Annotated in this window: 12 protein-coding genes; 5 read left to right on the top strand and 7 right to left on the bottom strand. The window is 54.2% G+C overall.

All coding sequences use genetic code 11. The annotated features are described in order from the left end of the window. Nucleotides 1–91 precede the first annotated feature (91 nt). Both TU92_RS15615 and TU92_RS15610 read right to left on the bottom strand, forming a co-directional pair. Entirely contained in the window at nt 92–1459 is a 1368-nt protein-coding gene (locus TU92_RS15615) for a glycoside-pentoside-hexuronide family transporter (protein ID WP_112168136.1), read from the bottom strand. A gap of 181 nt (nt 1460–1640) precedes the next feature. Next, entirely contained in the window at nt 1641–2714 is a 1074-nt protein-coding gene (locus TU92_RS15610) for a sugar ABC transporter substrate-binding protein (RefSeq protein WP_112168135.1), read from the bottom strand. A gap of 297 nt (nt 2715–3011) precedes the next feature. Here TU92_RS15610 and TU92_RS15605 point away from each other — a divergent pair, with 297 nt between their 5' ends. Continuing rightward, complete coding sequence (locus TU92_RS15605; RefSeq protein WP_112168134.1) at nt 3012–4163, top strand: PQQ-dependent sugar dehydrogenase; 1152 nt, start codon at nt 3012–3014, stop codon at nt 4161–4163. 87 nt (nt 4164–4250) lie between these two features. On the opposite strand, the gene TU92_RS15600 is transcribed toward TU92_RS15605, so the two are convergent. The 3 genes from TU92_RS15600 to TU92_RS15590 all read right to left on the bottom strand — a co-directional run bounded on the left by TU92_RS15600 (nt 4251) and on the right by TU92_RS15590 (nt 7732). Continuing rightward, on the bottom strand, nt 4251–4871 hold the full coding sequence (locus tag TU92_RS15600; RefSeq protein WP_112168133.1) for a glutathione S-transferase family protein: 621 nt from the start codon (nt 4869–4871) through the stop codon (nt 4251–4253). A gap of 147 nt (nt 4872–5018) precedes the next feature. Further along, the gene (locus TU92_RS15595; protein ID WP_112168132.1) at nt 5019–6302 is read right to left on the bottom strand and encodes an MFS transporter; all 1284 of its coding nucleotides are present in this window, start codon (nt 6300–6302) and stop codon (nt 5019–5021) included. Beyond that, the gene (locus TU92_RS15590; protein ID WP_112168131.1) at nt 6299–7732 is read right to left on the bottom strand and encodes a M20 family metallopeptidase; all 1434 of its coding nucleotides are present in this window, start codon (nt 7730–7732) and stop codon (nt 6299–6301) included. The genes TU92_RS15595 and TU92_RS15590 overlap by 4 nt, the downstream gene beginning before the upstream one ends. Before the next feature lie 156 nt (nt 7733–7888). Between TU92_RS15590 and TU92_RS15585 the strand changes: the two genes are divergently transcribed. Further along, on the top strand, nt 7889–8812 hold the full coding sequence (locus TU92_RS15585; protein WP_112168130.1) for a LysR family transcriptional regulator: 924 nt from the start codon (nt 7889–7891) through the stop codon (nt 8810–8812). 305 nt (nt 8813–9117) lie between these two features. After that, complete coding sequence (locus TU92_RS15580) at nt 9118–10329, top strand: serine hydrolase (RefSeq protein ID WP_112168129.1); 1212 nt, start codon at nt 9118–9120, stop codon at nt 10327–10329. A 73-nt stretch (nt 10330–10402) separates the two neighbouring features. On the opposite strand, the gene ybjG is transcribed toward TU92_RS15580, so the two are convergent. Together ybjG and TU92_RS15570 are read right to left on the bottom strand one after the other, a co-directional pair. Beyond that, nucleotides 10403–11008, bottom strand: coding sequence for an undecaprenyl-diphosphate phosphatase (gene ybjG, locus TU92_RS15575; protein ID WP_112168128.1), 606 nt, complete (start codon nt 11006–11008; stop codon nt 10403–10405). Between the two features lie 290 nt (nt 11009–11298). After that, on the bottom strand, nt 11299–12033 hold the full coding sequence (locus TU92_RS15570) for a class I SAM-dependent methyltransferase (protein WP_112168127.1): 735 nt from the start codon (nt 12031–12033) through the stop codon (nt 11299–11301). An 87-nt stretch (nt 12034–12120) separates the two neighbouring features. Here TU92_RS15570 and TU92_RS15565 point away from each other — a divergent pair, with 87 nt between their 5' ends. Together TU92_RS15565 and TU92_RS15560 are read left to right on the top strand one after the other, a co-directional pair. Continuing rightward, entirely contained in the window at nt 12121–12636 is a 516-nt protein-coding gene (locus TU92_RS15565) for a GNAT family N-acetyltransferase (protein WP_112168126.1), read from the top strand. Continuing rightward, nucleotides 12629–12916, top strand: a complete 288-nt coding sequence (locus TU92_RS15560; protein WP_112168125.1) for a hypothetical protein — start codon at nt 12629–12631, stop codon at nt 12914–12916. Before TU92_RS15565 ends, TU92_RS15560 begins: the two co-directional genes overlap by 8 nt. Nucleotides 12917–13029 lie beyond the last annotated feature (113 nt).

Genomic DNA, 13029 nt, shown 5'->3' with positions numbered 1-13029 from the left:
TTGCCCTGCATCCTTTGCACTGACTCTGCGTTATCGCCAGGGTTCAGTACAAATGATGCAGGGCCAGTTTCATAAATTCAAAAGACCAAAATCATTTCATAAATTCTTGCTGATTGCGGCGGATGCCTTGCGCGACTTCGTCAATGATGCGGCGCAACAGCGGGGTGCGCAGGATGTAAAAGCGTTTACAGATAATGGCGCTCAGCAGGTAGCAGACCGCCGGAACCAGCGTGAACAGCGCGACGATACTGGTCATGGTGGCGGCGTTTTGCGTGGCGGCACCTGACTGGTAACCGGAACCGGCCAGCATCCAGCCGATCATTGCGCCGGCCAGAGCCAAACCCAGTTTCAGGACGAACAGGGTGCCCGCGAAGCTGATGCCGGTCAGGCGTTTACCATCATTCCATTCGCCGTAATCGACGGTGTCGGACATCATCACCCATTGGATTGGCGTGACGAGTTGATGCAGAACGCCGATAACGAAGATAAAGATGAACATCAGTACGCTGCCATTCACCGGCAGGAAGAACATGCACAGGCTGAGGGCGGCCAGAATGGCGTTGGTCCACCAGAAGACGCTGACTTTGCATTTCCAGTCGGTCAGCGGTTTTGCCAGCGCACTGCCGAACAGGTTGCCAACGGAGTACACGCCGAGGAACCAGGCGAAAAGCACCGGATTGCCCAGAATATAGGTGACGTAATACATCATCGCGCCGCCGCGAACGGCGACAGCCATAATATTGAGAATGGTCAGCAGACCGACGATGCGCCACTGGTCGTTATGCCAGATATCACGCAAGTCTTCACGCATGGTGCCGGTAGGTTTGCCCGGATCGATTCGTTCTTTGGTGGTGGCAAAGCAAATCGCCAGCATCACCGCCGCGACAATCGCCAGCACGGCGATTCCGCCCTGATAGCCAAGCGCCTGATTGCCCTTCCCGATGAAGTTCACCAGCGGCATCATCAGCACGGTACTCAGCATGCCGCCCGCGGTGGCCAGCACGAAGCGGTAGGATTGCAGGGAGATGCGCTGTTCCGGATTGTTAGTGATCACGCCGCCGAGAGCGCAGTACGGGATGTTGACCACGGTGTACATCAGGGTCAGCAGCGTATAGGTAATGGCGGCGTAAATCATTTTGCCGGTCATGCTCAGTTCCGGCGTGGTGTAGGTGAACACGCAGACAATGCCGAACGGAATGGCGCCAAACAGCACGTAAGGACGGAATTTACCCCAGCGGGTCCGGGTCCGGTCAGCGAGTAATCCCATGCACGGGTCAGAGATAGCATCCAGTGCGCGCGCCAGCAGGAACATCGTGCCCACGTAACCGGCGGGGATGCCAAAAATATCGGTGTAGAAAAACATCATGTACAACATGACATTATCAAAAATGATATGACTGGCGGCATCGCCTAATCCATAACCAATCTTTTCCTTGACTGAAAGGATTTCTGTACTCATTGCTTCATTGTCCGTATGAAAAGGGAGAGTACTTTTTTATAGGTTGGCGGCGGGAAGGGCTATTGAGATTTTTGCTTCTGAATTTATGTTTCTTTATTTCTGTGATCGCAGTGGGCAAAAGGGTGAAAGTTGAGCGCAAAAAACGATGAAAAAACCTCCCGTTTCCGGGAGGTTCAGAAAATTACTTTTTGTACTTCGCTTCCAGCGTGGCAAACCACGGTGCGGTGAAATCTTCAGATTTTCCCCAGCCTGGAATAATTTTGCTCAAACCGGTCACGTTGATGCCATCTGGCTGGCTGAGCAGCAGGGACTGCGGGATGGTCTGCGCCGGGAACTCATAGGTCGCAGGGGTTTTCTCACCGGCAATTTTCAGCGCCACAATGCGCAGGTTCACCGCACCGATCAGCTGCGTATCCACCGCTGCGGTCATCTGCCACGGGCTGCCTTTTTCGCGCATCAACTGCAAATCCTGATTCGAGACGTCAATGCTGTAGAGTTTGATTTCAGTACGGCCATTCTCTTTCAGCGCTTTATATGCGCCCTGACTGAAGGCATCCCATGCACCCCAGATAGCGTCGATCTGGCCCTTCGGATATTTCGCTAAGATCGCGCCAACTTTGTTGGCGGTATCGCCCTGCACGTCAGAAGAGACCGCACCGATAGATTCGAGCTGATGAATGCCAGGATTCTCTTTAAGGATGGCTTCGTAGGTTTTCTGGCGACGTTCCATCGGCGGGAATCCGGCCACCCACAGCTTGACGATATTGGCTTTGCCGTTGAAATCTTTGACGAGCTGCCCGACGGACGCTTTTGCCAGTGACGCGTCGTCCTGACGGGTGACGGTCACGCCCGGAATATTTTCCGGTACTTCGGTATCAAATGCTGACACCGCGATGCCCGCCGCGGCGATACGTTTAACCAGCGCTTCAGAGTACGGGCCGCGACCCTGCGAGAGAATGATGCCGTCGTATTTCTGACTGATGGCCTGATTAACGAAATCCTGGAATTTCGCGTCGTCGCCGTTGCTCAGAAATGTATCAACTTTAAAGCCGAGGGCGCGACCCTGTTTGATCGCACCGGCAAGAAACTGGGTAGTGTTATCGTCCGAGCCAAGGTTACGCACAATGGCGATGCGTATCGGACCGTTGTGTTGAGCAATCGCCGCCGGAACAGGCGCTGGCGTGGTATCAGCAGCAAACGCCGGAAGGGCGGAGAACAGGCTGAGTGCCAGCAGGGATGCGGATATTTTTTTCATTATTTAACAACTCCGTCGGTGCGATGTCTGCTTGCGGCAGGGAAAACATCTGGTGTCATTTCGGTATGCAATAAGGCATTCAAGAGTGAGGATGTACAGAAGTCTGTCTGTCCAGACGGCTATTCTGTCGGAGCAGTCTACCGGTATGTTAAGAAGGAGGGAATGCTTTGTTGTTATTATATTTCAGTACGGCGTTATTCCTGTTAGTTATAGATCAGCGCCGCTGTGTGAGCAAAATCAGTCACATGGCCTAGACTAAAAGCACACACTTGAAAAGATGCCACCGGAGGAAGCCCTATGACTTATCCTTTCCGCGACACCTTACTGCCCGTTTTCGCACTGGCTCTGCTGGCCAGTAACGTTTATGCGGCACCGAAAGCACCTATATCCCCAACGTCAGCGCGTGCGGATGTCACCGAACTTGCCACCGGGCTGGAAAACCCATGGTCGCTGGCGTTTCTGCCGGATAATGGCGGCGCACTGATCACCGAGCGCAGCGGTCAGCTGCGTCTGTGGCAGCCTGACGGTGGATTGTCGCAGCCGCTCAAAGGCGTGCCGCGCGTGTGGGTCGCCGGGCAGGCGGGATTGTGGGATGTGCGCTTATCCCCCGACTTTTCCAAAAACCGCCGCGTGTATCTGACTTTCGCCCAGCCAGGTGAGAAGGGCGAACCTCATGCCGCGCTGGGTTATGGAACGCTTTCGGCGGATAACCAGTCACTTGAAGATTTCCACGTTATCTTCGTTCAGCAACCGGCGCTGAGCAGCGGTATCAATCTCGGCGGGCGCATTGCTTTTGATGCTAAGGGCAATATTTTCATGTCCACCGGTGATAATAATCAGCGCATCAACGCACAGCATCTTAACCAGTTGCAGGGCAAGATTTTACGCCTGACGCCGGAGGGGGGCGTGCCGCAGGACAATCCGTTTGTGAAGGATAAGAGTGCTAAACCGGAGGTCTGGACTTACGGCAACCGCAATCCACAAAGTCTGGCGATCAATCCGTGGACCGGCGCCCTGTGGGAAGCTGAGCACGGCCCGCGCGGTGGCGATGAAGTGAATCTGCCGCAGCCGGGCAAAAATTACGGCTGGCCACTGGCGACGTTTGGCATTAATTATTCCGGGCAGCCGATCCCCGAAGCCAAAGGTACAACGCTTGCCGGAGCCGTAGATCCGATTTATTACTGGGAAGTATCACCGGCGCTGAGCGGGATGGCGTTTTACAACGCCGACCGTTTCCCGCAATGGAAGCATTCGCTGTTTATCGGCGCGCTGGCGGGCGAATCGTTAATCCGCCTGACAGTGGACGGCGATAAAGTGACCGGTGAAGAGCGTCTGTTGACCGATCGCAAAGAACGCATTCGGGAAGTGCAGACCGGACCGGACGGTTTTGTGTATGTGCTGACCGATGAGAAAGACGGCAAACTGCTGAAGGTTTCGCCGCAGCAATAAATGAAAAAGGCGGGTCATAAGACCCGCCAGAAATAGATGTGAAAGTGTCAAAACCTGTTTCACCGGCCTTGATTTCGAGAACACGCCTTAACTCAGCGGGATCATCACTCGTTTCTGGAACGCAGGACGTTGCGTCAGTTGCTGATACCAGCGCTCAATATTCGGGTGCGACTGACGTTTGATATCCAGCGAGTACCAGGAGTAGGCGTAAATCCCCAGCGGAATATCACCGAGCCCGAACTCGTCTCCGGATAGCCATTTCTGCTTCGCCAGCACCGCATCAGCAATCGCCCAATACTTCTCAAACGTTTCCATTCCGCTGGCCACCAGCGCCATATCGCGCTCGGGTTCTGGAATGCGCACCAGCGTCTGATAGACCTGACGATACGGCGTGACCAGCGAATTACTCGCCCAGTCCAGCCATTTATCAGCACTGGCACGCTGCTGCGCGCTGGCTGGCCAGAACTGCTCATTACCCGAACGTTCGGCGAGATAACGCAAAATGGCGTTCGATTCCCACAGGACAAAATCATCTTCCTGCAGGCAAGGCACCAGCCCGTTTGGATTCAGTGAAAGATAAATCGGGTCTTTGTTTTTGCCATACGCGCCGCCCGCGTTGATGACTTCATACACCAGACTCAGTTCATCGAGCATCCACAGTACTTTTTTGACGTTAGTCGAGTTTTCACGGCCCCACACGGTGATCATTCAGAACCCCTTGTTTTAAATAGAGAAAGACTGATTGTTGTGATGATGACTGCTTAAGACTATAAGCCAGAGAGAAAATTAAGCGAAGCGAAAAAAGAAACGCTCAGCGACGGCGTGTTGCAGTCACTGAGCGTGATGTCATGTGGGTTAACGCTGAAGTTTCTGCGCTTTAAACAATGACCAGACGCTGAGCAGCGCGACGACCATCAGGTAATAGCCCGGTGCCAGACTGCTGCCGGTGGCGGAAATCAGCAGCGTACAGATGAACGGTGCGAAACCCCCAAATACGGTAACCGCTACGTTGTAACTGATGGCCATGCCGCTGGCGCGGGTGGTTATCGGGAACAGGTCCGCCATCATCGACGGCACGGCGGAGAAATATACCGATTTCAGCAACGCCAGCCAGCTGATAAGCAGCAGCAATGACAGCGCCGAGGTGTATTCGAGCATCAGCCAGAATGCCGGATAGATGGAGACCAGCATCAGCAGCAGCGAGCCCCACATCAGCGGCAGACGGCCCACTTTTTCCGCCCATAACCCCATCAGCGGCGTCACTACCGTCAGGATAATCCCGGCAGACAACGTGGCGGTAAAGCCCGCCGAAGCCGGAAGATGCAGCGTTTTGGTGGCATATGTCGGCACGTAGTTCAGCATGTAGTTAATGGCGGTCGACACTACCATCAGGCCGATGGCGATAAAGAACAGACCTTTCTGCGCCCGCACAATTTCTTTCAGCGGTGACGCCGTTTTTTCAGCGGTGCGGAAGCTTTCGGACTCTTTAATATGGCGGCGAATATATAACCCCACCGGGCCAATCAGCAGGCCAAAGATAAACGGAATGCGCCATCCCCAGTCCTGAAGCTGTGTTTCCGTCAGCAGAGCCGATAACCCAAGACCAAACGCCGAGGCCAGCAACGTACTCGCGCCCTGCGTGGCGAACTGCCAGCTGGCGATAAAGGCTTTGCGCTCCGGAAAATGTTCCACCAGAAATGCCGTAGAACTGCCGAATTCACCGCCCGCCGAGAAGCCCTGAATCAGGCGCGCCGCGAGGATAAGCAGCGGCGCCGCCATGCCGATGGTGCCATAAGACGGGGTGATCACAATGATCAGGCCGCCGAGCATCATCAGGCTAATGGACATCAGCAGCGAGGCCTTGCGCCCGTGTTTATCGGCATAGGCTCCCAGCACAATCGCGCCCAGCGGACGGATCAGGAAGGAAACGCCAAAGCTGCCGAAGGTGAGTAACAGCGAAACGGTCGGGTCAGAGGTCGGGAAATAGGCGTGGGCGATATAGCTGGCAAAGAAGCCGTAGATCGCGATATCAAACCATTCCAGCGCGTTACCGATACAGGTAGCGAACAGCGTTTTCATCAGGTTAGGCTTTTCAGCCGTGCTGTTGACCGGTGTTGAAGATGCAGTTATCTGGCTCATTGAACCACTCCGGCTTGCGCGCTTTGATGTGCGTGATGTTGACCGAGCAGGGCGGAACCCTGTTCGCCGAGATCCCATAACAGATGGGTCATGACAGCCAGCCCTTCGCGGGCTACCGAAATCAGCATATGTTCATTGACGCCGTGCTGGCCGCAGGCCGGATATGAATGCGGCACCCACAGCGTCGGCAGGCCAAGAATGTCGGCGAAGACGTCATTGGGCAGTGAGCCACCGAGGTTCGGCAGCAGCGCCGGTTTTTTGCCGGTGGTTTGCTGCATGATGCCCAGCGCCCAGCCGACCAGCGGATCGGTCGGGTCAAAGCGGGTTGCCGGAGAACCGCGCATGAATTCCACCTCTACCTGCGGGAAGCCACGGGCATCAAGATGCGCGCGCACATGCTTCGCCAGATTTTGCCAGTCGGTGCCCACCACAAAACGCAGCTGGCACACCGCTGTGGCGTGGCCGGGAATGGCGTTCATCGGGCGCTGCGGATTGCCGGTCAGGAATGACAGGACTTCCAGCTGATTCCACGTGTAGAGTCGCTCGGTCGGCGTCAGACCGGCTTCGCCCCAGTGTTGGTCTATCTGTGGATCGTTTTCACCACCGCCGACCTCGACGTCGCTGAGGATTTCACGAATCGCCTCGCTGACCGCAGGCGGTTTGAGCGCCGTGACCTGCAACTGACCGTGCTGATTCACCAGACAGGCCAGCGCGTTCGCCAGCTGCGTGCCGGGATTGGTGAGCAGGCCGCCCCAGTTTCCTGAGTGATACGCGTTGTCGCGGGCGTTGACTGTCAGGCGAAAATTCACCGCACCGCGTGAGCCGAGAAACAGCGTCGGGCGAACGGCACTCAGGCGCGGGCCGTCGGAGGCGAGGAAAATATCCGCGCTCAGTTCTTCTTTATAGGTGCGGCACAAATCGGCCAGACCGGGAGAGCTGATCTCTTCGCCCATTTCGAACAGCAGTTTGCAGTTAAAGCCCAGACGCCCGTTGCGTGCTTTGAAGATTTGCTCCAGCGCCGCGAGGTTGATGCTGTGCTGGCCTTTGTTGTCCGCGCTGCCGCGTCCGTACCAGCGGTCGCCTTCTTCTTTCAACGTCCAGGGGGAAAGATCGCTGCGCCAGTTCTCATCGTCACCGAACACCACGTCGCCGTGGCCGTAACTGAGCACCGTCGGCAGCGCGCTGTCTTCAATGCGAATCGCAATCAGGAAGGGACGGTTCGCGGCGTGAGGATTATCGACGCTGAGCAGACGAAAGCCCATCGCCGACAACGCCGGTTTTATCTCTTCATCGAGGTAGCGCGCCAGTTCGGCGTCGCGTGAAATACTCTGGCTTTCGGTAGCAATAGCGACACGGCGCGCCAGAATGCGCTGATATTCACCCTGATCGAACCAGGCTAATGCCTGTTCAACGATATTATCCGCTGTCATGAGGAACCTGCTTATGTTGTGTTTGTCATCTTATTGTTGGTTTTTTTAGCAGTTTCACTCTAAGCGCTGCGTAAGCGTTGCCACAATAATAATAATTGCAACTTAGCGTTGCTTTTAATGTAATGCTCGTCTGCACACTTATGAGGCACGTCCGCCATGCAAAGTACTGAAATTCGTTATTTCCTCGCGGTGGCCAATTCCGGTTCGCTGAGCGCGGCCAGTAAGCAACTTTTTGTCGCGGTTTCCGCCATCAGTCGTCAGATCCAGCGGCTGGAAGAACGTATAGGCGCGCCGCTGTTTGAGCGTCATGCACGTGGCATGGTGCTCAACGATGCCGGACAGATTCTGGAAAACCACGTGCGAAAAAGCATGATGGACATGGAACACGCGATTGCCGAGATTCAGGGGCTGAATGCAGTCCGGCGGACGGTGATCCGTATGGCCTGCACTGACGGACTGGCGTTTGATCTGCTGCCGCAGTTGTTCTCGCGTTTCCGGCTGATCAATCCCGGCGTGATGTTTTATCTCAACGTTGGCACGGCGGCGGAAGTGTCAGAGATGATCCACAGCGGCGAAGTGGAACTGGCATTGCAGTTCAGTCTGGTCGCCGAACGCGGCGTTGATGTCATGGCGTCCTTTCCGGCACCGGTGCGCATGGTCATGCGACAGGATCATCCGCTGGCTGAGGGCGATTTACAGCTCACCGATCTGCATCCTTATCCGCTGGCAATGAATGAGCAGGGCAGCACTATCCGCCAGCTGTTCGATTTATCCTGCCGGATGAGCGGCATCTTCCTCGAGCCTGCTGTCAGCTGTAACCGATTCTCGACGTTGTATGATTTTATGGTGCAAACGCCGGGGGCGATTGTGGCGTGCAGCCATTTCTCGATTCTGTATAAAGCACGGCGCGACGACCTGCGGGTAAAATCGGTTAACATCGAGCAGCTCAGCCAGCGGACGTTACAGTTGCAGACGCCGGCGGGCAAAAGGCGTTCGGTGGCGCTGAGTGAATTTATCGATTTTATCCGCGATGAGGTCAGCCGCGAGAGTGAGGCCTTTATCCGTGATTTTGCGGTCTGATGTGCGAAACTTTGCGCAAAATCGTTGAGGTCGCGTTGGGGGTAAGGCGCTTATTGTTATAGATATTTCTTATGTATTCTGGAGTTGGATGGGTGTTTATCAATATGATGAAGCAGGCGTCAGCGCGGATTTTTTCACCAGGGCGTTTCGCGCAAGCATCAGAAAATTCACCTATTCTTAAGATCTTTACACTATTTAGGTTTATTCCCAACCCGGAAAGCAGTAGTTTTTACACCTGCAGACTTGCACAATCTGATTGAAAGATAAGATAAATTTCAGTAACCCGGACAAAAGCGCTGATACCTATGACTATTTCTTCCCAATTCAAACGGACTTTTATTTACGCGCTGGGCGGCGGAGTAATGTTGCTTTCCCTTCCTGCCGCTCAGGCCGACAACGCCCCGGTGGCACCTCAGGTGAACGCAAAATCCTGGGTGCTGATGGATTACAACAGCGGAAAAATCATCGCTGAATCAAACCCTGATACGCGCCTCGACCCGGCCAGCCTGAGTAAAATCATGGTCAGCTACGTGGTCGGTCAGGCTATCAAATCCGGCAAAATCAAATCCGACGATCTGGTTTCCGTAGGCAACGATGCCTGGGCGACCGGCAATCCGGTGCTGCGCGGATCTTCCCTGATGTTCCTCAAGCCGGGCGACCGCGTGCCGGTTTCCGAACTCAATAAAGGCATTGTTATCCAGTCAGGTAACGATGCGAGCATCGCGCTGGCGGATTTCGTGGCGGGAAGCCAGGATTCTTTCGTCAATCTGATGAACCGTTACGCGGAGCAGCTGAAGCTGCAAAACACCCATTTCAAAACGGTACACGGGCTGGATGCTGACGGGCAATACACCTCGGCCACCGACATGGCACTGCTGTCGCAGGCGCTGATCCGCGATACGCCGGAAGAATATGCGCTGCATAAAGAGAAAGAATTTACTTTCAACCACATCAAGCAAATTAACCGTAACCGCCTGCTGTGGAGCAGCAATCTCAACGTTGACGGCATCAAAACCGGCTACACCTCTGGCGCGGGCTACAATTTAGTGTCTTCTGCCAGTGACTCCACCGGTATGCGTCTGATTGCGGTAGTGATGGGCGCGCCGAGTGACCGTATTCGTTTTAATGAAAGCGAGAGCCTGCTGACCTGGGGTTTCCGCTTCTACGAGACGCTGACGCCAATCAAAGCCGGTGATGCCTTTACCAGCCAGCGGGTCTGGTTTGGCGATGAGAAAATGGTGCCGCTGGGTGTCGCGGAAAATGCTTCGCTGACCATGCCGAAAGGCCAGCTGAAAAATCTGAAAGCCAGCTTCAACCTGACCACGCCGCAGCTCGAAGCCCCGCTGGCGAAAAATCAGGTGGTCGGTACGGTTGATTTCAGTCTGGACGGCAAAGTTATCGAACAACGCCCGCTGGTCGCTTTGCAGGAAGTGAAAGAAGGGGGCTTCTTCAGCCGCATCTGGGACTTTGTGATGATGAAAATCAGCGGACTGTTTGGCAGCGTATTTGGCAAATAACTGACGTTGCAGCAAATAAAAAGCGAGGCTCACAGAGCCTCGCTTTTTTATATCCACAATGTGTATTTCTTAATTAGCCGCGTACCCAACCTTTGCGAATAGGGAAGGCAAATCCGAAGCGGTAAACCTTACACATCAGCGCGTTAATCTGCTCGCCGAACAGGTTCCATACCAGCTGTGAGAACAGGCAGCCGAGCATCCCGACCAGTAATCCTCCCAGCATATCCAGCGGCCAGTGCACGCCAAGATAGACCCGCGACCAGGCGATGCCGAGCGCGGTGACCATCAGCAATGCCCCTGACCACAAACGGTGCCAGAACAGGAACGACAGCGCGAAGGTGAAGATCGCCGTGCCGTGATCGCTCGGGAAGGAGTCATCAGGTGAATGATGCAGGAAGTTATAACCGAAGCCTTCGACAAAAGGGCGTGCATGCGGGAAAAGTTCCGACAGGGCTTTGGCGGTGGCCATCGCGAACAACAGCGCTATGGCGGTTTTGCTGACCAGCTCGCGTTGCTGACCGATGTGCTCGCGATGGCCCCACAGCCACAGTCCGATAATCAACACCGGGACGATCATTATCAGATCATCCGCCAAAAATATCGCCAGCTTAATCAGTGCCTCCGGCGAAGCCGGCGTTGCGTTAATCCATAAAAAAAGCAGATGGTTCAACTGCTCCATAAACGTACCCTCATCAACAAAAGGCTAAAAGAGCCTTAAAAATGTTCCAGTAACAGACTGACAACACATCTAAAAGTGAGTTCCACGTTAGTTTATGCTGCCGTTAACGTACAGAGGGGATCGTCTGAATATCGAATTCATTGATGCGCTGTATAGTTTCCCGATGTGACTGATTTTATACGGGGGGAGCTTAACAAAACCTTAAGCAGGCGGGAGGACGAGCCTCCCGGCAAAAATGCCTGACAAAAAAGTGAAAGAAAACGTGTCGGACGTGGTCGTGAGGAAGGGTATTAGCGAGGTTTTTGAACGGACATCAGGAACAGCATCGGGCGTTCGGCTTCTTCGGCCAGCGCAGGAACGGCGGCGATCTGCTCAGCGGAAGGTCCCCATTCGTTCAGCTCGCGGATAACGAAACCTGCATTAATCAGCAAACTGATATAGGTGCCCAGCGTGCGGTGCTGTTTGATGACACCTTCTGCAAACCAGTTTGTGATGCGTTTGCCTTCGCGCTGATAGCCATCAACCGGCCAGCTTTTCTGCCCGCGCTCATCAATATGCCAGCCGGGATTCGACGGCGCGGTATAGATCGGGTGTTCAGCCGAGAAAACAAAAGATCCACCGGGCGATAACGCACGATAAACCGTGTCGAGCAGCGCAGGCAGCGCCACGATGTAATGCAGCGTGAGGGAACTGTAGGCCAGTTCAAAAGCATTTTTGGGTAGCGTCAGGCTTTCGAGATCTTGCCGCACATAGCGGATCCCCGGATCCGAGGTCATTGATCGCGCCTTCGCCAGCATTTTCTCCGACACGTCCAGACCCAGCACGTCTTCAGCGCCCAGTTCCCGCGCCTCGCGGCAGAACCAGCCGTAACCGCAACCGAGATCGACCACACGGCCACCTTCGACATTATTCAGCATCGCTTTCAGTGACGGCCATTCGGGCGCACCAGCAAGACCGAACTGCGAGCGGCCCAGCTGGGCGTAACCCTCAAAAAAAGCCTGATCGTCGTAAATGTTTTGCGTCATAAGAATGACTCCTATAAAAATAATCTTAATTGCCAATTCATTTTGGCCGAAACAGTGTAAATAAAATCAGAAAGGGAGAGCAACAGGGTGGAGATTCGGCAGGCGGTAATTGAAGATTTGATCACGTTACAACAGCTGGGCAGGGAGACCTATCGTCACTATTTTGGCGATTTGTGGCACAATAGCGACGAACTGGAAGCCTTTCTGGCGCATGATTTTGGCGATGAAGAAATGCAGAGCAGTTTGCAGGATGCCCGTTACCGCTGGATTATCGCGCTGGAACACGGCAATGCCATCGGGTTTGCTAAACTTCATTTTGATCAACCGCTGGGAATTGCAAAAGGCCAGGGGGCGAAACTTTGCAAACTCTATTTCACGCCGCAAAGTCGCGCGCGCGGTGCCGGATCACGGGTGTTTGCCGCCGTGGAAGCCGCAGCCAGAGAACGTCAGCAGCCAGTCTTGTGGCTGGACGTGTTGCAAAGTAATCTGCCCGCCATAGGGTTTTATCAGCGTCAGGGCATGCATCAGGTGATTGAAAGTGCCTATGTAACCGAAACGCAAACCACCAAATTGTGGATCATGAAAAAGGATATCGATGATTAAATTACGCCTCGGCGGTCTGTTCATCACTCTGGAAGAGGGCGAGGATATTCCTTACGCGCCGGAGTATTGTGAGCATTATACCTACCTTATTCGTCCGGCAGATGGCGTATATGAGATTTTGCGTTATGACGCCTATTCCGGCTGGCACAAACGCCCTGATCAGAATTTTGAAGACGGCCATCAGGCCTTTGTGTTTGCTTATAAGGCGTACGAAAAGGAATGGAATCAGACTGACGGACGTTTAGGCGGTAAAGATCAGCGACTCGAACGCATCTTGTAATATTGCCACCGTGCACGAAGTATAAAAAACCACCGTCCGGGTGGTTTTTTATTGTCAGAAAAAAATACCGGAGGGCAACAATAAGAACTATTTCCCCGGATCAGATTATTCAC

Origin of the sequence: Rahnella inusitata (assembly GCF_003263515.1) — a bacterium.
In the GTDB taxonomy this organism is placed as follows: Bacteria; Pseudomonadota; Gammaproteobacteria; order Enterobacterales; family Enterobacteriaceae; genus Rahnella; species Rahnella inusitata.
Note: the sequence above shows the minus strand (reverse complement) of the source record. Positions and strands in the feature narration are given on the sequence as shown.

Excerpts from the sequence above, each read along its gene's own strand:
- TU92_RS15615 (WP_112168136.1), bottom strand. The coding sequence starts at position 1,459 with ATGAGTACAGAAATCCTTTCAGTCAAGGAAAAGATTGGTTATGGATTA.
- TU92_RS15610 (WP_112168135.1), bottom strand. The coding sequence starts at position 2,714 with ATGAAAAAAATATCCGCATCCCTGCTGGCACTCAGCCTGTTCTCCGCC.
- TU92_RS15605 (WP_112168134.1), top strand. The coding sequence starts at position 3,012 with ATGACTTATCCTTTCCGCGACACCTTACTGCCCGTTTTCGCACTGGCT.
- TU92_RS15600 (WP_112168133.1), bottom strand. The coding sequence starts at position 4,871 with ATGATCACCGTGTGGGGCCGTGAAAACTCGACTAACGTCAAAAAAGTA.
- TU92_RS15595 (WP_112168132.1), bottom strand. The coding sequence starts at position 6,302 with ATGAGCCAGATAACTGCATCTTCAACACCGGTCAACAGCACGGCTGAA.
- TU92_RS15590 (WP_112168131.1), bottom strand. The coding sequence starts at position 7,732 with ATGACAGCGGATAATATCGTTGAACAGGCATTAGCCTGGTTCGATCAG.
- TU92_RS15585 (WP_112168130.1), top strand. The coding sequence starts at position 7,889 with ATGCAAAGTACTGAAATTCGTTATTTCCTCGCGGTGGCCAATTCCGGT.
- TU92_RS15580 (WP_112168129.1), top strand. The coding sequence starts at position 9,118 with ATGACTATTTCTTCCCAATTCAAACGGACTTTTATTTACGCGCTGGGC.
- ybjG (WP_112168128.1), bottom strand. The coding sequence starts at position 11,008 with ATGGAGCAGTTGAACCATCTGCTTTTTTTATGGATTAACGCAACGCCG.
- TU92_RS15570 (WP_112168127.1), bottom strand. The coding sequence starts at position 12,033 with ATGACGCAAAACATTTACGACGATCAGGCTTTTTTTGAGGGTTACGCC.
- TU92_RS15560 (WP_112168125.1), top strand. The coding sequence starts at position 12,629 with ATGATTAAATTACGCCTCGGCGGTCTGTTCATCACTCTGGAAGAGGGC.